Annotated in this window: 14 protein-coding genes and 1 tRNA gene; 5 read left to right on the plus strand and 10 right to left on the minus strand. The window is 53.0% G+C overall.

The genetic code is table 11. The features are described 5' to 3' along the window. From ABD949_RS01955 to ABD949_RS01965, 3 genes are all read right to left on the minus strand, one after another. Positions 1 to 279 (minus strand): transposase (locus ABD949_RS01955; protein WP_345240058.1); only part of this gene is annotated, 279 nt, incomplete at its 3' end. 68 nt (positions 280 to 347) lie between these two features. Next, complete coding sequence (locus tag ABD949_RS01960) at positions 348 to 1,853, minus strand: SusD/RagB family nutrient-binding outer membrane lipoprotein (RefSeq protein WP_345240061.1); 1,506 nt, start codon at positions 1,851 to 1,853, stop codon at positions 348 to 350. Between the two features lie 23 nt (positions 1,854 to 1,876). Further along, positions 1,877 to 5,284 carry a SusC/RagA family TonB-linked outer membrane protein gene (locus ABD949_RS01965; protein WP_345240063.1) on the minus strand — a complete coding sequence of 1,136 codons (3,408 nt, stop codon included), beginning with the start codon at positions 5,282 to 5,284 and terminating at the stop codon, positions 1,877 to 1,879. A gap of 426 nt (positions 5,285 to 5,710) precedes the next feature. On the opposite strand from ABD949_RS01965, the gene ABD949_RS01970 reads away from it, so the two are divergent. Continuing rightward, complete coding sequence (locus ABD949_RS01970; RefSeq protein WP_345240065.1) at positions 5,711 to 7,447, plus strand: T9SS type B sorting domain-containing protein; 1,737 nt, start codon at positions 5,711 to 5,713, stop codon at positions 7,445 to 7,447. Positions 7,448 to 7,457: 10 nt separating this feature from the next. On the opposite strand, the gene ABD949_RS01975 is transcribed toward ABD949_RS01970, so the two are convergent. The 3 genes from ABD949_RS01975 to ABD949_RS01985 all read right to left on the minus strand — a co-directional run bounded on the left by ABD949_RS01975 (position 7,458) and on the right by ABD949_RS01985 (position 11,938). Continuing rightward, on the minus strand, positions 7,458 to 9,887 hold the full coding sequence (locus ABD949_RS01975) for a zinc-dependent metalloprotease (protein WP_345240066.1): 2,430 nt from the start codon (positions 9,885 to 9,887) through the stop codon (positions 7,458 to 7,460). Between the two features lie 150 nt (positions 9,888 to 10,037). Further along, positions 10,038 to 10,925, minus strand: coding sequence for an OmpA family protein (locus tag ABD949_RS01980; RefSeq protein ID WP_345240068.1), 888 nt, complete (start codon positions 10,923 to 10,925; stop codon positions 10,038 to 10,040). Between the two features lie 281 nt (positions 10,926 to 11,206). Further along, positions 11,207 to 11,938 (minus strand): SIMPL domain-containing protein, encoded by a 732-nt coding sequence (locus ABD949_RS01985; RefSeq protein WP_345240070.1) that lies wholly within the window; start codon positions 11,936 to 11,938, stop codon positions 11,207 to 11,209. 169 nt (positions 11,939 to 12,107) lie between these two features. Between ABD949_RS01985 and ABD949_RS01990 the strand changes: the two genes are divergently transcribed. Together ABD949_RS01990 and ABD949_RS01995 are read left to right on the plus strand one after the other, a co-directional pair. Further along, positions 12,108 to 13,838 carry a tetratricopeptide repeat protein gene (locus tag ABD949_RS01990; protein WP_345240072.1) on the plus strand — a complete coding sequence of 577 codons (1,731 nt, stop codon included), beginning with the start codon at positions 12,108 to 12,110 and terminating at the stop codon, positions 13,836 to 13,838. Between the two features lie 182 nt (positions 13,839 to 14,020). Continuing rightward, positions 14,021 to 14,965: a hypothetical protein gene (locus tag ABD949_RS01995; protein ID WP_345240074.1), complete on the plus strand. Its 945-nt coding sequence runs from the start codon at positions 14,021 to 14,023 to the stop codon at positions 14,963 to 14,965. Positions 14,966 to 15,015: 50 nt separating this feature from the next. Here the strand turns inward: ABD949_RS01995 and ABD949_RS02000 are convergent, their stop codons facing one another. Then, positions 15,016 to 16,125: a sugar phosphate isomerase/epimerase family protein gene (locus ABD949_RS02000; RefSeq protein WP_345240076.1), complete on the minus strand. Its 1,110-nt coding sequence runs from the start codon at positions 16,123 to 16,125 to the stop codon at positions 15,016 to 15,018. Between the two features lie 184 nt (positions 16,126 to 16,309). Between ABD949_RS02000 and ABD949_RS02005 the strand changes: the two genes are divergently transcribed. Both ABD949_RS02005 and ABD949_RS02010 read left to right on the plus strand, forming a co-directional pair. After that, a complete protein-coding gene (locus ABD949_RS02005) occupies positions 16,310 to 17,614 on the plus strand; it encodes a cryptochrome/photolyase family protein (protein ID WP_345240078.1) in 1,305 nt (434 codons plus the stop codon). Positions 17,615 to 17,710: 96 nt separating this feature from the next. Then, positions 17,711 to 17,932, plus strand: coding sequence for a hypothetical protein (locus ABD949_RS02010; RefSeq protein WP_345240080.1), 222 nt, complete (start codon positions 17,711 to 17,713; stop codon positions 17,930 to 17,932). Between the two features lie 3 nt (positions 17,933 to 17,935). Here the strand turns inward: ABD949_RS02010 and ABD949_RS02015 are convergent, their stop codons facing one another. The 3 genes from ABD949_RS02015 to ABD949_RS02025 all read right to left on the minus strand — a co-directional run bounded on the left by ABD949_RS02015 (position 17,936) and on the right by ABD949_RS02025 (position 19,294). Continuing rightward, on the minus strand, positions 17,936 to 18,328 hold the full coding sequence (locus tag ABD949_RS02015; protein WP_345240081.1) for a response regulator: 393 nt from the start codon (positions 18,326 to 18,328) through the stop codon (positions 17,936 to 17,938). Positions 18,329 to 18,457: 129 nt separating this feature from the next. Beyond that, a tRNA-Arg gene (locus tag ABD949_RS02020) sits at positions 18,458 to 18,529 on the minus strand. 87 nt (positions 18,530 to 18,616) lie between these two features. Beyond that, positions 18,617 to 19,294 (minus strand): NUDIX hydrolase, encoded by a 678-nt coding sequence (locus ABD949_RS02025; protein ID WP_345240083.1) that lies wholly within the window; start codon positions 19,292 to 19,294, stop codon positions 18,617 to 18,619. Positions 19,295 to 19,311: the final 17 nt, after the last annotated feature.

The following is a 19,311-nucleotide window of genomic DNA, read 5'->3' on the forward strand; positions in this document are numbered from 1 at the left end:
CGGTTCTATTTCCAGAGCCTGTTTGGCAATGATGCGTTTTAATCGTTCATTTTCCTCTTCTAGGGCTCGAAGCTGAGGCTCCACTCGGGGATAGGAATCCCGCAAACCCGCAGCGGCGGCCGCTTCCTTACCCTTGTTCAAATAGCGGTTTCGCCACTTTCGCAAGAGAGAAGGGGATAAATTATACTTGCGGCAAATCTCGGAGTGCCCATCGCGCAGGGACTCCTGAACGATAGAGTAGCGGTCTTCGGGGCTGAATGTTCGTCTAGTTTTGCTCATTGTTCCTGAAGTTAAAAGGACTTAATTGTTTTTACAATTTTGTCCAACTCTTCAGGGGGCTAAGACACTTACTGCCGCTTATCCCACCAGACACGGCTCAGGTACGTATCGCCGTTGGAAAACCGGGATGTGGCCTCCTGGTAGTTGGCAGCATTGCGAATTCGCTCGGTACTGGAGTATACGCCCCGGCGCGGGATCTGCCCATTCGTTGTGCCCGGATTGGGACCGGGTTTGAGTTTTGGGTAACCGGTTCGTCGCCATTCGGCATAAGCCTCGTAGTGCCGCATGAACAGGCTGAGCCACTTCTGCGTCATGATCTGCTCCAGCTGCTGCTCCTCCGTGCCCGCCAGTTTTCCTTCACGGCCAATGTATTCAGCAATATCGGCCTCCGCTATTGAGTAAGGCTGAAGCTGCATGGTAGCCCGGATACCAGCCTGGTAAAACCCTTCGGCCTGCGCCGGTGTTAAGCCGCCCCACCCCAGCAGGGCAGCTTCGGCCTTAAAAAACGCCATATCCGAAAAAGTCAGGAAGTAATAGGGAAAGGTGGCCTTCCGGTCGTTGAAAACGGTGTTGTTGGCATAGGAGTAATCATCCCGGTTAATAATGACGTTATTCCCCAATGCTACGCCTAATCCACGATAAATGGGCTTCCCTGCTTTTTTGGAATTTTCCGTAGGTTCAGCAATGCGTGGTAGGCGGGGGTCCTTTTTGTCCTGTAATACGTCAACCAAGGTATTAGCGAGTTGGTTGAGTTCCTTACTGCTGTTATACCCTCCGATGATAGGATGATACCCAAACGGATTACCATCCTGCGTAACGGTGGGCATGGCGGCATTGTCCGCATTGCTCTCAATGATGGGTCCGCGCAGAGCCTCCTCCACCGTTTTTCGGGCCAGGGCGGGGTCCGCAAACCGGATGCGCATACCCATCCTGAGTTTAAGGGCATTGCCAAACTTACGCCATTTAGCCACATCTCCTTTGTAGACGAAATCCGCATTGCCGTAGGAGACATCATTGGCATTTAACTGACCTATGGCAGCGTCCAGGTCCGCGATCAGCGCTTTATAAATATCTTCCTGCTTGTCATACTTAGGTAGCAAAGCCAGGTTGTCGTCCTGCAAACCCGCCTGCGTGTAGGGTATATCGCCCCAGAAGTCGGTCATCCGCTGCCAGTAGAAGATCTCCAGTATTTTGGCGATGGCCAGTTTCGTGCGTCCGTTGGGTAATGTCTCCTGCCCCTTCAAGAGCTGATTGCGGATCTGGGCCAGGTTTTTGATAAGCTCATAATGGGTGGCCCAGTTACCGGTCTCATACAGATCCCGGTCTTCCAGGTACTGCGAGGGGGCCGACAGTGAGCCACTAGCCCAGTGTTGCATCCAGGACCCAACCTGCCACCAGTTTTGCCCCTCCGCCAGTAAGCCACTCAACTGCGACTGTGAGAGGATGTATTCGGCCGGCACATTACGGGGAGCCGTAGGCGATGTATTGATCTCTTCAAAATTGTTGGTGCAGGCTGTTATGGACCAAAACAGCCCGGCTACCGGCAACCATTGTTTTATAGTCAGACGTTTCATAAGGTTATGGCTTGAAGGTCAGGTTAAAAATTGAGGTTTAAGTCAACACCAAGGGTCCGCAGCAAGGGTAACGAATGTTGTTCCATACCCATCGTACCCGAGTTCACATTGATTGACGAGTTTTCGGGTGAAAAGCCGTCGGTATGCCGCTCCAGATAGCCCAAGTTGCGGCCGTACACAGAAATGACGGCCCCTTTCAGGATTTTGTTGTTTTTGAGCAGGCCACCCGGAAGCTGGTAAGCCAGCCGGACTTCCCGAATGGCAATGTAGCTGGCATTGTAGAGAAACTCTTCGGCAACCGCGAATCCCTTATCTGAAGCAACCCGGTTCCAGTAGGCCTGCGCCGTAACCGGAATGTTGTTCGGCTCGTTGGTGCTGACCCACTGATTACCTTCCCGCCGGGCTTTTACGCCGGGCACCACCAACCCACCTTCCCGGCCTTCCAGTGTGCGTTTGGAGGTACCGTAGGCAGCCTCCTGAACCCTTCCCTGCGAGAAGATCTGTCCTCCGCGTCGAATGTCGATTAGCGTACTCAGCGACAGTCCTTTGTAAGAAAAGTTATTGGTCAACCCACCGATCCATTTCGGCGCGGCATTACCGATGGCCAGCGTACCAATGCTTTGAACAATAGGTAAGCCTTTATCGTCGATCAGCCGGTTTCCGTTCTGGTCTTTCAACCAGGCATAATCGGCCGCTTTCAACTGCCCATAGGGCTCTCCCGGCGCGGCCACAACCCGGATATTCCGGTCAGACCCGACTACGATTTCGTTCACCCCATCGATAAGCTCCAGCACTTTATTGCGGTTGGCCGAGAAGTTAAAGGCAACATCCCAACCGAATCCATTCGCCACTTTCACCGGCGAGCCGGCAAGCAGGAATTCAACGCCTTTATTTTCAATTCGACCGGCATTTGTCAGCTTGTTGCGGTAACCGGTAGATTCGGAGATAACAATGGGCAGAATCTGGTTGCTCGTAACAGAATAGTAGTATGTAAAGTCGAGACTGAGCCGGTTCTTGAAAAATCGTAATTCGGCGCCGGCCTCATAAGACGTTTTCAACTCGTTCTTGAGGTTGGGGTCCACAATGGTGTTGGTATAACCCGCCAGCGGCTGCCCCAGAAAGGTATTGGAATTTAAACTGTAATAACCGGTAGTTGAATACGGATCACCCGAGCGGCCGGCCTGTGCGTAGGAAGCCCGCAGTTTAAAAAAATCCAGCGCCGGTACCCGCAGGTTAATGGCGTCTGATACCGCCCAGCTTACCCCCACAGACGGGTAAAAGTACGAGCTGTTGGAGATCGGAAGCGTGGAGGACCAGTCATTACGGGCCGACAAATCGAGGAAAAGGTAATTTCTGAACCCCAGGCTCGTCTGAGCGTACAGCGAGTTAATGACGGATTCGGCGACCCCCAGCCTGGGAGTATTCAGCACCGTTCGGCCCACAGCATAAAGCCCCGGGATGCTGAGCTGAGAGCCAAAGTTGCCCGTGATGCGGTAGCGGTTACTCAGGTGGTTGCCTCCGAAGTTTGCGTTAAGCGAAAAATCGCCAAACTCCCGGTTGATCATCAGCAGCGCATCGATGTTCACCGTTTTGTTGTATTCAAAATTCTCGAATACTTCACCGGTCTGGGAGGTACGGGTACCGACTGCTTTCCAGCCAAACTGCCGTTCGTAGTAGAAATCAGTACCGTAGCGTAGTTGCGCGTTTATCCCTTTAGTCAGTTCATAATTGAGCTTGGCATAAGCGATAATGCGGTCACGGGTATCTTCGTTATGCGTATTGTTGATCGTCCAGAACGGGTTGGAGGTAACCGAATTACTTTCAAAGATCTTTTCTCCGCCGACAAAGAACCCATTACCCCCCAGGTCCCGCGCCAGCCTGATGTCCTTGGCGTTGTACTCGTACCGACGCAGGCCATCCATGCTCAGGCTGCGGGGAACGTACAGAAAACGGTACACCGGATTCATACCGTCATCACCCACGTAGGGACGGTTATTTACAAATTGATTGATGTAATTAACTTTAGTGTCCAGGTTCAACCCCTTCGCAATATCCGTCGAAAGCCTTACCGTTACCGAGTTTCGGTTCAGACGGTTGGTAGGTACAAAGCCCTGATTGGTCAGATTTGACAACGAGAAATAATAATTGATCCGTTCTCCGCCCCCATCCACACTGACGGTGTTGACCGCCTGTTTTTCGGGTTGAAAAAAAGCTTTATAAGGGTCTTCAACGGGTGAATACCGAACCGTATCACCCCACATATCTTCTACCTGCTGCCCCTCCATCCGCGGCCCCCAGCTCCCCCGGGTCGTTGGATTCCTGCCCGCGCTTAACTTAGGGATACCACCGGTCAGAGCAGGCGTGTACGGAACCACCTGACCATTGGCTTGCCGGTAAAAGGTAAACAGTCCATTATAACCCTGTCCATATTCGTTCTGGTAATCCGGTTTTACCAGGGCATTGCCGACGGAGTAGCTGCCGCTGTACTGGATCGACGGTTTTCGATTGCGCCGGCCGGATTTGGTGGTAATAATGATAACGCCATTGGCTCCCAACTGCCCGTATAGGGCCGCACCGTTAGGGCCCTTCAGAATCGTCATTGACTCAATATCGTTGGGGTTAATATTTGAGATACCATCTCCTCCGTCAAGCCCACTCTGCAACTGGAATGAGCCGATGGCCCGCCGGTTCGAGTTGTCGATGGGCACTCCGTCAATGACATACAGGGGCTGCGAGTTACCCGAGAGGGAGGAGTTACCCCGGATGATGATGCGTGAGGAGCCCGACATACCTCCCGCCGAGGACGTAACCTGAACCCCGGCTACTTTGCCCGACAGGGCCGTGGCCATATTGGCCTCGCGGGATCCGACCAGATCGGTACCTTTAATTTCACCGGCAGCATACGTTAACGCCCGCTTCTCCCGCTGGATACCTAATGCGGTGACCACTACCTCGTTGAGCGTTTGATCGCCAGGTCGTAACTGAACGTTAATGGCACTTTGATTGCCTACGACAATCTCCTGCCTGTCGTAGCCGACAAAGCTAAAAACCAGGATGCTGTTGGCATCAACCACGCTGAGCCGGTAATCTCCCTGTGCGTCGGTAGTCGTTCCCCGGTTTAATCCTTTTAAAGCAATGCTAACGCCAGGCATTCCGTCACCCTTGTCATCGGTCACCCGGCCCGTCACAACTCTTTCCTGAGCGTTGGGATCAGAAACGGGTTCGCCAACTGGCTTCATTACGGGGTCCTTTTGAGCGGCCATAGCAATCCGGCTGTACGCCACCTCGCTATGTCGCTGATTCAGTCGTTCCTGGCCGGACTGGCCTTGTGCCGGCACAACACCGGACACCCAAACGAGCAATCCCGGAGAAAAGCACGTGATCCGCCATAAAAAGCGGGCAATACCATGAGACTTGTAGACCTTATTCATATTGGAAGTTGTAAAATGTGGAAAATGAGAAGTTCTGCTACTTTTCAGGTAGTGCTGGCAGGAGGCATTCCTGGGGCCGCAAGCGGCCTGACGTTTTTGAGGCAAGATTGTCTTTTGTGCATACTGGCTGTGGAGTAAGGGGCGGTGAAGCTAAATTAACAAACGGTTTGATGTTAGGGCGTACGCAACAGAAATAATTTAACAGTGACAATTTATTCCCCTAATACGCTATAAACAGATCTTGTAAAACGCCTGAACGCGCTACGAACAAGCCCATTAAAAATAAAAAAGACTTCGCCGGTGAAAGCGAAGTCTTTTTTATTTTATGCTATCTTTCTGTATCTGCAACGGTGTCAACGCACTACGCGTAATGAAGGGCAGGATATAATCCCGGTAAAATTCAGTGGAGGCCTTAAAGGAGATAGTATGCCAAAATTATTTACGCTCATCTGGCTACTGTTACTGCCCGCGACGCTGGCCTATGGTCAGGCAACTTGCGGAAATATCGGGTTTGAAAATGGCTCCCTGAGCGGCTGGGTGCTGACCAACGGGCAGGTGGCAGACGTAGGGGTCCAAACCTTCTTTCAGAGCGAAGCAACCGGCATTTTTGAGAATGGCCACCTGCTAACCCAAACCAGCGACGGCAACGATCCGAAAATTACCGGTGAGCCCATACCCATGGTGCCACCCGGCAGCAACTACGCCATCCGCATCGGTAACGTGACCCGTGGCTCCCGCTTCGACCGGATTAAAACCTCCTTTGTGGTAACGGCCGACAACACCCTGTTCCAGTACCAGTTTGCCGTTATTCTGCAAAATCCCAATCATCAGCTCCATCAGCAGCCCGGTTTTAGCATTAAGGTGAGCAGCCAGAGTGGAACCATAGCCTCGTGCAGCTTTTATGAAGTAAAAGCGACCGGCATCATTACCGGGTTTCAAGCGCAGGGCGATATGCGTTACCGCAACTGGACCACCGGGGCCGTTGACCTCCGCAATTACATCGGCCAGACCGTTACCGTGGAAGTAACCGCCAACGGCTGTACGGAACGTCGCCACTTCGGCTACGCCTACTTTGACGCGCAATGCCTGAAATCGGAGATAAAGCAGGACCTGTTCTGCCCGGCCTACGACCAGAACATGCGGCTAAGAGCCCCCGAAGGCTTTGCCTCCTACGTATGGAGTAACGGCGCCACCACGCCGACAATCAGCATCAAACCGAAACAGGGTGACCGCTACTGGGTAAAGGTAAAGCCTTTTTCCAGCCTGAATGAGAGTTGTGAATATCAACTGGACCATGTCATCAATTTTGATGTTCCCGGTGAGCCGCCCCACCAGACGGTTTCCATTTGCGAGGGGGATGGCTATACTATCGGCGATTCGACCTACCGCAAAGCCGGAACCTATCTGAGCCGCATCAAACGAGGGCCAAGCGTGTGCGACAGCCTGGTGCGCACAACACTCACCGTTAAGCCATTGCCCCGGAGCGCCCACAACAAAACCATCTGCGAGGGCGAAAGCTACACCGTTGGCACGGCCGTTTACAGGGCGACCGGCACCTACGATACCCGGCTTAGCCGTACGTCTCCGCTTTGCGACAGCATCGTGACAGTGCGACTAACGGTGCGTAAGGTGGATCTGATCCTTACCGAAGATCAGTATGTACGGCCCGGCGACAGCATTCAGCTCAAAGCCGTGGCCCTCCCCACGGGTACCTACCAGTACAACTGGCTTTCTCCGCAGGGACTCTCCTGTCCCACCTGCCCTGTTACCTGGGCTAAACCGGACGAGACCACCCGCTACACCCTGACGGCAACCGACACCGAACTGAACTGTCAGCATACAGCCTCGGTGCTGATCAAAGTCGGAATTTGTATGGTTTTTACCCCAAATGCCTTTTCCCCCAACGACGATGGGGTAAATGACGTTTTCTACATAATCGGCTCGCCATGTATCCGCCAGATTAAGGACTTTGTCATCTACGACCGGTGGGGTGAGGTAGTTTTCCGGCGGCAGAACTTCCCGGCCTCCGAACCCGGCTATGGGTGGAATGGGACCTACCTCGGGTTACAATCCGGCGCAGGCTCCTACCCGTTCAGGCTGGAAGCTGAGTATGAGAACGGACGCATAAGCAGGCATCAGGGATCTGTGCTGCTGATCCGGTAACCGCGACCGCTCAACGAATCCACTCACAATCGGGCTGCAGCCATTCCTGACCAGGGTCAATCGGCTGCCCATCGGGCGGAGTCTGCGGAGAGGTCAGCGGAACCTGATCGGGGTTCTGCTCGTACTGCCGGATCAGCCAGGCGGTAAATGAGTTGGCAGGTACGGCCGGCAGGCTCTTTATTTTCATGATGCCGTCATGCGCTGCGGCCCGGACGGCTCCATGGGCGTTCTTATCCACCGCCAGCTGGATCAGTTGCTCCAGTACTTTACGCTGAACCATACGGCTGATTTCCCCCTCATACGTTTGTTCCCAGGGTGTATAGGTCTGCCTGATTAATCGATCAAGAACATAGGTAAGGCTGAGGGGCGAGGGCTCGTTCCTCCTGAATAGTTTTTGCTGCACCAGCCGGGCGCAACGCTCCGGGTTCAGCAGCAGCCGCAGGGTCATCCCGGCAGCCGCTTCGGCGGGAGCCATCGCGTCAAACACCAGTCCGGTATGTCGCTTGAACACTTCGCGCGGGTTTGGGTCGTAGCGGTAAGCGCGGGGCGGAATCAGCTTCAGGACCGCGTCGGGCACCGTCAGAAACGAGGGGTCCAGCGTCGTCAGCAACGCATCCAGGGCTTTAACCTGCTCGGCCGCCGGAACCGGCGACAGCACCGGCTGACCATCACCCCGCAAGGCAAAAGAGTAGTTAACACCACCGATTACTTTGGCGGCCGCTTCGGTCTGGTACCGGTGAAACATATACATCGGCACAAAGACTTCTTCCAGCGTGGTCATGGGCGTACCCGCCGGGATCTTCTTCTCGTTAAAATTCTTCAGCGCTTTCATCCGAACCAGGGTAACCCGCTTGAGTTCATCCACCGCATTAGCGCCATTATCCCATAAATGCGTCGCAGGCGAAGCACTCCCTTCCGGACGGGCATCCTGATCGGTCAGGAACGTCAGCCCTTTGGCGTGCATCTGCTGCACAATGCTGTTCAGCTCTTTTTTCTCGTCGGCTCCCTTCGGAAATTCTTTGTAGCCGTAGATAATGCTCCACTTATCGTATTCACCTATTTCTTTGGTATAAGCATCCGACAGGTCGATCCGGGCTCCTTTCAACTTTGCTACCATGTGCGGGTAGTCCATTACCGACGCCTGTTTCTGGGTACTGGCCACGTAATTATGCGGTAGGCCCAGCGTATGACCAACTTCGTGGGCTGCCAGTTGCCGCAGCCGGTCGAGCGACATCTGCATCATCTCGCCCACGTGTGAGGTGTCGGTTTCAAAATTCCCCACCAGCCCCTGGGCAATCAGGTAGTCCTGCCGGACCCGCAGCGAACCCAGCGTTACCTTGCCTTTAATAATTTCGCCGGTACGCGGGTCCAGAATGGCTGCGCCGTATGACCAGCCCCGGGTGGAGCGGTGTACCCACTGAATCACATTATAGCGGGCATCCATCGGGTCAGCATCGGGTGGCAGGAGTTTTACCTGAAACGCATTCCGGTAACCGGCCGCTTCAAACGCCTGATTCCACCAGGAGGCACCGTCCATCAGGGCCGAGCGGATAGGCTCCGGTGTGCCAGGGTCCAGGTAGTACACAATTGGCTTGACAGCTTCGCTCACCGCAGCCGACGGGTCTTTCTTTTCCAGCCGGTGCCGGGCAATGTATCGTTTCATAATGGGCTGGCTCACCGGTGTCGCATAGTCGAAGTACTCGATACCGAAGTAGCCAATACGGGGGTCAAATTCACGGGGCTTAAAACCGGCATCCGGCAGTTGTACAAAAGAGTGGTGCTGCCGCATGGTTACCGCGTTGGCAGTGGGCACCACCGAGCGCAGATACCCACCGGGGCTGTCGCCGGTGAGCGTAATGATCACTTCCAGTTCGGTATTTTGCGGAAAATTTTTGGTATTGGGCAGGTAGACGGCGCACCGGCTCGGGTCCAGGCGGTAACTACCCTGCCGGCTCTGGCTGATGTCCTGCACCGCGCCCACGGCGTCCTGCATCAGAAATGGCGTCAGATCCACCAACACGCGATTGCCTTCTTCGGCCGTCACCTCAAAGCCCCAATGCACCGACTGGGCAAAGGACTCCGCCACCGCCCGGCGTTCGAGCGGATCGTTACTGATCGCCCGGTACTGGTAATTCGGCTCGACCATCAGTACTTTAGGTCCGTTCCGCTGAAAGGTAATGATGTGTTCGGTGCCCAGCCGCCCCCGATCCAGACCAATGTCATTGGAGCCAATGCCGGAGGCCAGCGACGGGTAATAGAGTAGTTCGGTATCGAATTTATCGATTTCGAGGTAGACTTTGCCTTTTTGGGCATCCCAGTAGAAAGGCAGGTAGCCCGGCTGTTTGGCCATGCCAGCGGTAAACACCGCAATTGTTGGCGCTTGGGCGTAGGCTTTACCGAGCAGACTCAGCACGCCAATAAGTAGGTACAAGTAGTTCATCAGGAGACAAGTTACTATCCCCTAAACATACTCATTTTTACCAATCCCCACAAAACAGCAAAGCCGCCCGGAAATACCAGACGGCTCGCTATTTAGTAACGGGTAAGGGGACCTGGCTAAAACCGCCAGGATAACCTCAAACCTTATGAATTAATTACCTGCCTGTTTAGCCAGCAGGTTAAAGAACTGATCCAGCTTCGGCAGGATGATAATTTCGGTACGACGGTTGATCTTGCGACCAGCCGGGGTAGCGTTGGTTTCCTTCGGAATAAACTCCGAGCGACCACCAGCCGTCATCCGATCAGGGCTAACACCAAACTTGGTTTGCAGCAGACGAACCACCGACGTAGCCCGCATAACGCTCAGATCCCAGTTGTCTTTCAGGAAGTTCGTAGAGATGGGCACTACATCCGTGTGACCTTCTACCAGGATATCCAGCTCTTTGTGATCGTTCACCACTTTGGCGATCTTACCCAATACAGCTTCGGCCGGGTTCAGCACTTCGTAACTGCCCGAACGGAACAGCATCCGGTCTGACAGCGACACGTATACGACACCCTTCTTCACTTCAACCTGTACATCCTCATCGTTAACATCGCTCAGCGAACGCTTCAGGTTCATAACCAGCGCCAGGTTCAGCGAGTCTTTGCGCTGTACGGCACTGTTCAGGTTACTGATGTATTTGCTCTGATCATTCAGCGTCTCCAGGGACTTACGAATGCTCTCGGCACCAGTCTTGCTGATAATAGACAGCTCAGACATCCGGTCCAGCAGGTTGGTGTTGGTTTTCTTCAAATAATCCAACTGTGCCTGTAGGTCTTCCACTTGCTTCACTCTCCCCTGAAGGTCGTTTTCTCTGCTCTTCAGGTTCGCTTGTAGTGTTGCAATCCGTTTGTCACAATCGTTCAGATCAGCAACGGCCTTATCGCGTGATGCCTGCAGTTCGGCATACTGCGTCTGTAGCTGAACGAACTTCTTTTTACTCGCGCACGACGAAAGAATCGTGACGGCAACTAACGCAAACATGAATTGTCTCATTCGTTTGGAGTGGGCTAAGGTTAAAAATTATGTTAGATGTCGAATTTTATTTTCCGGCCTCAAAATTACGACACATTGCTAAGTGAACCAATTATTATTTGGAAAAAACACAGCCCCTTACCTAATAACTGATTGACTAACAAAAAGTTAGGGTCTATTAGAAATTCATTAGAATTATAATGGATGACCCCTTAGCCTATTTTCAGGTATGAGCGCTGTAACCTATTCATTCTCAGCGATGCCAGCCAAAAAACTTCACGCCCAGGGCAACCGGCTACAGATTACCGGAGCTCAAACGTAACCTTAACCTGCGCCGGAATGATAATTTTTTGAGGAATGTCCAGCAACCCGGCCTCGGCACTAGCTTTTGCCGTACCATACCCAACCCTGTCAAAAGTAACATTGTACTGACGCTGCAGCACCGGGTCGGTCTCTTCGGTATCGCGTACGCTCAGCACCCCACCCAGCGTACGGCCGGATGCCTTCGCCATAACAGCCGCTTTTTCACGAGCTACCTCAATGGCCTTTTCAAGTGCCAGTACCTTACTCTCATCCGCTTTGGAAGATCCAAAAGCCGCGCTAAACTGGTTAAATCCGGCACCAATCAGCGTCAACTGTAAATCAGGATACCGCTTCAGGTCTTTGAGCTTGAAGATTATCTGCTGCTCGGTGATAACCTCCTCCTGGCGCTGACCCGGCTGCGGGTAATAGTTCACATTTTTATGCACATTCAGCAGGGTGTAGGTAATGTCTTTCTCCTCAATGCGAAATTCCCGCAATACCTGCACCAGTTTCTGCTCAGCTGCTTTATGCGCATTATAGGCTTTGCGGGCATCAACAGGATCGGTATAACGCAGGGTAACAGAGACCTGCACCTGATCGGCCGGCAACTCAAGTTTTGCATCACCCAGTACAACAATCCGGTTGACGGGCAGATCGGCGGTGACAGCACCGGGTTGGGCGTAGACCTGCTGCATAACCAGCAGGCTAATCAGTAGGGCGATAAGACGCATAATGGCGGGATGGGGTTATAATATGATAGCGATTGGCTATGTAACGTACGATCAAGGCATTTCTTATTAAATTCTAATCAGTTGTTAAGTTGGCTCTCAGAAGTGAAGGCGTATTTGCACAGACCTAAACAAAGTGATAGTTAGCGATTAACAAACAACCTGCAACTTTATGAAAATGCTCCTGAAAACGTTGATGCTGGCCAGCCTTACCGGGCTGAGTCTGCCATCAGCCAGCGCCCAGACGGTAAACCAGGCAACGCGTCAGGCGATGACCGATCTCGAAGCCAAACGCCCCAAAAAGGCAGAACAGGCCCTGCAACAGGCCGCCCAGCAACAACCTTCGCCCGAATCGTATTTTTTTCTTGGACAGTATTATCTAAAGAATAACCAGCCCGACAAAGCTCAGGCGGCTTTTAGCAAAGGAGCCGAGCTGGATGGTAAAGGCTACCTGAACCGGATCGGGCTGGGTGGTGTAGCCCTGCTGCGCGGAGAAACCAGCCAGGCCGGCGAAATTTTTGCGGAGGCCGAAAAGAAAGCAAAGCGTAAAAACCCCGACTGGCTGTACCGCATGGCGCAGATGCACGTCATGCTTACCGACTCCAGCAAGCGCAATCCCCAGGAAGCATTGCGCCTGATAAACAAAGTACTGGATGATAGTAAAGTTGAAAAGAAAGCAGGGTATTATATTGTCAAAGGAGATGCCCTGCAGCAACTCAACAAAGGGGGAGAAGCGGTTTCCGCCTACGAATCAGCTTTGCAGCTGGACGCGCAGAATGCCTATGCCCTGACCCAAATCGGCCGTATTTTCAAGAATGGGAAAAATTATACCGTAGCGCGGGACAACTTCCTGAAGGCCCTGTCTATCGACTCGACGTATACCCCGGCTTACGACCAACTGGGCGATCTGTATTTCCTGGGTCGTAACTACCGGTCGGCCGCTCATAACTACAAGAAAGTGGTCGACAATTCAGAGGCTAACTTTGACGATACCTTCCAGTACGCCAAAATGGCATTTCTGGCCAAAGATTACCCCAACATGATGGCCTACCTCGACCGGATTAAAGATGATCCGCAGTTGAAAGACAGCAACCCGGTCCGCCGTATGTATGCCTACGCTTACGTAACGGAGGATTACAAGAAGTATGACGAAGCGCTGAAACTGATGCAGGAACTCATCAACAGCACCAAGGAGGACGAACAGTTCACGATGGACTATGCCGCCATCGGCCGCTCCTACGCAAATCTGGAAGGCGAGGGCAACGATTCGCTGGCCATCGTGTACCTGACCAAAGCAACGGCCGATACGACCGAGAACCTTTACGACGATATTGCCAGCATCTATTACGGTAAGATGAAGAAGTACAACGAGGCAGCCCGGGCGTACCAGAAAGCCATTGAGTGGAAAGAGGCCAATAATAAGAAACCCGTTAGCCAGGACTACTACAATGTCGGGCGGAGTGCCTACTTCGGCTTTACCATCAACAAAGACAGTACCCTGACCGGCCTGGCCGACTCTTCGTTTGCCAAACTGTATGAGGTAAACCCAACCTATACCCGTGGCTTGCTCTGGCGGGCACGCATCAATCGTTACATGCCGGATGATAGCGCTAACCAGCGGGCGACGGAGTTCTACCAGACCTTCGCGGAAGTCTCCGATACAGACTCGCTACGGACGGCCGATAAGACGCTGGAAAAAGACCTGACCGAGGCTTATGGCTTCCTGGGCTATCAGGCCTACCAGGAAAAAGACTATGATAAAGCCGTAGCGTATTTTAATAAAACCCTGGCGCTGGACCCGGAGCATAAAACGGCTAAGCAGCTCATGGAATTTATTGACAAAAACAAGCTGGCAAACACCGACCGAAAAGCATCGGACGAAAAGACAGCTTCCAGCAAGTAGTGAGTGATTGGACATCAGTAGTATGAGAATGCGTAATTCAGGCAACAGGCTCCCCCAGGGAGCCTTGTTCTTTTACCCATGAATCTTTTGTTTGCAGCACGGTGTAAATGCCAGCCGGACAGAAAAATTAGAACTTTTCTTATTTTTCTTGTTAACTTATAAACACGTAAACAGCAGACCATATGGAGGAAGAGAACGGACGAAGCAATGTCCTTACCTGGATATTGGGAGGAATTGCTGCCATTGGGATCATAACTGCCATTTATTTTGGCGTCAAGAAGAACGATCTCCAGCGGGAGAAAGGCCAGCTTAGCAGCCGCGTTGACTCGCTGGCTACGGTGAAACAGCAGATTCAGCAGGAACTGAATCAATATACGACCCGCTACGAAGCCGAGCATAAGCAAGCCGAAGAATTGTCTTCTAACCTGGAGGAAACGAACAGCCAGCTTGCCCGTCGGGAAGCCGAGCTGCGTAGGCTACAGCGGCAGAACTCAGCCAGTCAGCAGAACCAGCGGCAATACGCCAGCCAGGTTACGGAACTGAATACGCAGATCGCGGGGCTCAACAGCCAGCGCGACTCCATGCAGACCGAACTTTTGGCGCAAACCAACACCAACCAAAGGTTGATGACGGAAGCGGAGGGAATGCGGACAGAAAACCAGCAGTTTCGCACTAAGCTGGAAGCGTCGGAAACGCAGAACTCCGTGCTGCGAAATGCCCTCACCGCCGACTACTTTACGGTAGAACTGCGCAAACCGAACAACAAAGTAACGGCGAAAGCCAAAAAAGTACACCAGGTAGATGTATCGATGCGGGTTCCGAATGCCTTTGGTGAGTTTATGACCGGTCGCAAAACCGTATACCTGAGCCTCACTGACGAGCAGAACAACGCCTTACCGGGCGCTCAGGAAGGTATGGTTACGGTAAAGCAGGCAGGCGCCGATACGCCCGTTCGGGTACATGCCACCCAGGCGGTTGACTTTGGTTCATCGGGGCAGCCGATTAAGTTTTCATTCACCCTGCCGGAGGGTCTCAAACCGGGTACGTATAAGGCAGCTGTCTACGCCGACAATGCCTATCTGGGAACAACCGGCTTTACGGTTCGGGATAGTTTCCTGTTTTTCTAGACAGACAAAACCTGTCTTAAGCAGAAAAGCCGGCAGAGTGCCGGCTTTTTTTATAGTTCACTCATTGTTACCAGGGGTATGTCCTGTGTTGCCGTTTCTTTCAGTGGGATGTACGCCTTACGATCATACTGGTAGCCGTCTTCGCAGAGTGGCCAGAGCATCGGGGCAAGAAACATCGTGGTCGCTTTAAAGCCCTGCACAACAGCCGCCATATTGCCGGTCCCTTTGGAGAGGTCGGCTTCATTCTCCATCTCATACGGTCCCGCAAAGCCCCGCTCCCGCAGCACATCACAGAACGCCCGCCAGTCGTGATCGTCGGAACCGCCAAAGCCGGGCATCAGGCACTCATAGTTCAGACGGGCCCATTCGTGCGCCGGCAGGGGTACACCGGCCCGTTTGGCCAGCTCCTCCTCCACGGTCTGCATGGAGTACATACCCCCCCAGTACGTTCGGGCTCTGTTCTGCAGGTTGCGGGTGGCTTTTACGTGAATGCGCTTCAGCCGGTTCATGTCTGTTTCCCGGATCACGTCCACGGGATTGGTATGCTGCCAGACATCGTGCGAGGGATCGTAAATTTCGCCGTGGTTCGGACTGGGAATGAGCTGGTACATCAGCTTCCGGGCGGCCAGCACGCCGGTCAGGTTATTGAACGTACTGGTGTAGGTCGCCGGTTGCCAGCCTTCCATGGGACAGTTTTCATACAGGATAGTTACGCCCAGGTCTTCGGCGTATTTGATGATCGGGGCAAACACGCGGGCATATTCCTCCAGATTTTTTTGAAACCCACCATCCTGGCTACCCAGTTCGTGGTTGTAGCCGACAAACGTACCTACTTTAACATCGTTCTGGTCGCCCCCCAGCAGGTGCGCCATCCGGATCAGGCGGAGCAGGTGGTCCTGATTTTTCCGGCGCTGTCCCGGATCACCCCCAATCAGGTTCTCAAACGCGCCGATCGACAGCCGCAGTCCATTCTCGTTAAAGGTCTCCAGCAGGCGTTTGGCGTCGTCCAGCGAAAACGATTCGTAGTTCAGGTGTGTAGCAATATGGTCGCTACGGGTACCGTCGCGCCGGAATACGCACAGGTCAATGCCCTGCGCACCAATGGCAACGGTTTTATCAATTACTTCATTCAGGCTTAGTTGGGGAAAAGCAGAGCTCATCACCCAAATGGGGTTGTTTAGGGCAGACATAGTGCTGTTGCGATTTTGTAGGTGCAAGATAGGAATGTTTACTGTTTGAAGTTTCAGGTTCCAGGTTTGGCATTTAGATGAAACAACTTGAAACATGGAACCTGAAACCTGAAACATTAGCTCTAAACGGGCAGTTTCGCGAAAAAACCACCGTATGTCATCACCAGTATCCATTGTCTGGCTGCGCCGGGATCTGCGCCTGCACGATCAGGCCGCTTTGTATCATGGGCTCAAAAGCGGCCATCCGGTTATTCCCCTGTTTATCTTTGACCGGCTGATTCTGGACCCGCTGGAAGACCGGAGTGACCGCCGGGTAGCGTTTATTTATAAGCAAATCGTTTATTTGCGGGAGCAGTTGGCGCAGATGGGGGTACCCATGCTGGTGCGCTACGGTCGGCCGGTCGATGTCTGGAAACAACTCCTGGAGGAGTATCCAGTAGCGCAGGTATTTACCAACCACGACTATGAGATCTACGCCAAAGAGCGCGATATCATTATCCGCAACCTGCTGCACGACCGGGGTATCGGCTTCCATACCTCAAAAGACCAGGCGATCTTTGACCGCGAGGAGGTTCTGACCGGTAATAAAACGCCCTACACTGTTTTCACCCCCTATAGCCGGCGCTGGCACCAACAGCTGAACGACTTCTCCCTGAAGTCCTACCCCACCGGGAAATACGTTGCCAATTTCTGCAAAGCTGCGCCCTTACCACTCCCAACGCTACAGGAGATGGGGTTTGAGCCCGTCAACGAGTCGTTCCCCAGGCCAGCGGTCGATGAAGCGCTGTTGAAAGCCTATCAGAAAATGCGCGACTACCCGGCCCGCACCGGCACCAGCGAACTGGGCATTCACCTGCGGTTCGGCACCATCAGCATCCGGGAACTGGCCCGACAGGCGAGAGAGACCAGCCACACGTTCTTAAACGAACTATGCTGGCGGGACTTTTATTTTCAGGTGCTGCATCACTTTCCGCACGTAGAGCGGCACTCGTTCCGGCGCGAGTACGACAACATTCCCTGGCGGAACAACGAAGAAGAGTTTGAGCGCTGGTGTACCGGCCAGACTGGCTACCCCCTTGTGGATGCAGGCATGCGCCAGCTGAACGCCACGGGCTGGATGCATAACCGGGTGCGGATGATTACGGCCAGTTTTCTCTGCAAGCACCTGCTCATCGACTGGCGCTGGGGCGAAGCCTACTTTGCCAGAAAACTCCGTGACTACGACCTCTCCGCCAATAACGGCGGCTGGCAATGGGCGGCCGGCTCAGGCACCGATGCCGCTCCCTATTTCCGGGTGTTTAACCCAACCCTGCAAGCGCAAAAGTTCGATCCCAAAGGTGAATATATCCGAAAATGGATACCCGAGTTCAACAGCCTCAGCTACCCCGCTCCGATGGTAGACCATGCCTTTGCCCGCCAGCGAGCCATTGACACCTACCGGCGGGGACTTAAACCCTGACCGGCCCATCAGCCAATAAGGGCCATTGCATAAGGTAATCTGGTGCTGTAAAGGCAGAGTGAGTATTTTTGGAAAATACCCCTACCATCCGGCAACATGAATGATCTCTTTCTGGTACGAGCCATCAACGAAGGCATACAGAATAACTTTACCAGCCTGGTCGACGCCGTTGTCTGCGCCCACAAATCGGGTAAGGTGGTTGTTCACAGCAACAGCGGCAACTACTGGGTAGTTTCCTTCGCCAATGCGCTGGTGCTGGTCGAAGCCGGCTACTCAATAGCCTCTTTACCCGAGTCGCAATTGCAAGTGAACGAGTAAGGATCAGTTAAACCGCCCGGCGTATTTCTGGAAGATGTTATTGTATTCGGAGAACCGCTGGGGTTTGGTGATAAACAGAGCTGCCCCCAGGGTATTGGCCCGGTCTTTATCTACCTCGTTTGAGGAGGTAGTGAAGATGATGACGGGCACATCTTTCATAGCCTGATTGGCTTTCAGGTTGGTCAGCACTTCAAACCCGTCAATACCCGGCATATTCAGATCAAGAACGATCAGGGTAGGATTCGTGCGGGCCTGTCCGATCTGGCTAAGGAACGTACCTCCATCCTCAAAAGACTGGAGTTTGCAGTTCGTACAGTTACGGACGATCGTTTCCTCAATGAATAAACGATCATCCTCATCATCATCAACAATGAAAACCTCAGATTCTCTTTTCACTGATATAGCTGGTTAGAAGTGTTTCCTGCAATCGCGGTTTCCGGTCAAAACCGGCCCCCTAAACCCTTTTCTGACTAAAAAGAAACCCGCTAATTAGTAAAAAACTAGCGGGTTATACATGATTCTGTGTGCGCTCGAAGGGAGTCGAACCCCTATCTTCAGAACCGGAATCTGAAATTCTATCCATTGAACTACGAGCGCATTCCGGACAACCTTGCGGCTGAATTGGGATGCAAATATAATCCCCCTTTCAACAATTCGCAAGCTACTTTCCCGAAAAAAGTGCCTTTATACCTGTTCCAGCGTCTTGTAGTCCTGCACGATTTTCAGATAGAGCAAGTGACCAAGCACCCCATGAAGGTTACTGACCAGCCGCTGCGCTTCCGGAAAGCTGGTGACATACAGGTGCGTATGCTCGTTCTCCGACTCCTCACCGGTCGGGCGGTTGTGCAGAGCCTGTATCTCGCGGGCGGACATCCGGCGTTCGGTATAAAAGAAAAAAAGCGCTTCGTCACTGGTCGAGGTCGCCGAGTACAGGCCTTTCGGAAATAATTCCCGCAATTCGCCGGTGGTAACTACCAGACCGGTTTCTTCCTTCAGTTCACGGGCAGCGACTTCAATGGGTTCTTCGCCTTCGTCAATCATACCGGCCGGGTGTTCGTAGGTTTCCGAGCCGTCGCAGATGCGTCGCTGCCGCACCAGTAGCACTGACTTTTCCTCGGTTTCTTCATCAATCAGCACCACCAGCATGGATACGGCATGGCCTTTCAGCATACAGACGGGCGGTAATTTAGTACCTTCGGGTGTTTCAGCCTCCACTTCAACCAGGGCGTAGAGTACCTTACCGTCCTGGGTGCGTTTGGTATACTTCTCATCAACCGAGCGGATTTTAACCTGGTTGGTCTCCAGCTTCTGCCGCCAGTTCTTATATTTCTCTGCTTCCTCTAACGCTTGCTTCTGTGCCATACTTCGCCTGTTTACCA

It is taken from the genome of Nibrella saemangeumensis, from assembly GCF_039541915.1.
Classification (GTDB): domain Bacteria; phylum Bacteroidota; class Bacteroidia; order Cytophagales; family Spirosomataceae; genus Nibrella; species Nibrella saemangeumensis.

What these genes read in the sequence shown, in the direction of transcription:
- ABD949_RS01960 (WP_345240061.1), bottom strand. Translation starts at nt 1,853, where the DNA reads ATGAAACGTCTGACTATAAAACAATGGTTGCCGGTAGCCGGGCTGTTT.
- ABD949_RS01965 (WP_345240063.1), bottom strand. Translation starts at nt 5,284, where the DNA reads ATGAATAAGGTCTACAAGTCTCATGGTATTGCCCGCTTTTTATGGCGG.
- ABD949_RS01970 (WP_345240065.1), top strand. Translation starts at nt 5,711, where the DNA reads ATGCCAAAATTATTTACGCTCATCTGGCTACTGTTACTGCCCGCGACG.
- ABD949_RS01975 (WP_345240066.1), bottom strand. Translation starts at nt 9,887, where the DNA reads ATGAACTACTTGTACCTACTTATTGGCGTGCTGAGTCTGCTCGGTAAA.
- ABD949_RS01980 (WP_345240068.1), bottom strand. Translation starts at nt 10,925, where the DNA reads ATGAGACAATTCATGTTTGCGTTAGTTGCCGTCACGATTCTTTCGTCG.
- ABD949_RS01985 (WP_345240070.1), bottom strand. Translation starts at nt 11,938, where the DNA reads ATGCGTCTTATCGCCCTACTGATTAGCCTGCTGGTTATGCAGCAGGTC.
- ABD949_RS01990 (WP_345240072.1), top strand. Translation starts at nt 12,108, where the DNA reads ATGAAAATGCTCCTGAAAACGTTGATGCTGGCCAGCCTTACCGGGCTG.
- ABD949_RS01995 (WP_345240074.1), top strand. Translation starts at nt 14,021, where the DNA reads ATGGAGGAAGAGAACGGACGAAGCAATGTCCTTACCTGGATATTGGGA.
- ABD949_RS02000 (WP_345240076.1), bottom strand. Translation starts at nt 16,125, where the DNA reads ATGAGCTCTGCTTTTCCCCAACTAAGCCTGAATGAAGTAATTGATAAA.
- ABD949_RS02005 (WP_345240078.1), top strand. Translation starts at nt 16,310, where the DNA reads ATGTCATCACCAGTATCCATTGTCTGGCTGCGCCGGGATCTGCGCCTG.
- ABD949_RS02010 (WP_345240080.1), top strand. Translation starts at nt 17,711, where the DNA reads ATGAATGATCTCTTTCTGGTACGAGCCATCAACGAAGGCATACAGAAT.
- ABD949_RS02025 (WP_345240083.1), bottom strand. Translation starts at nt 19,294, where the DNA reads ATGGCACAGAAGCAAGCGTTAGAGGAAGCAGAGAAATATAAGAACTGG.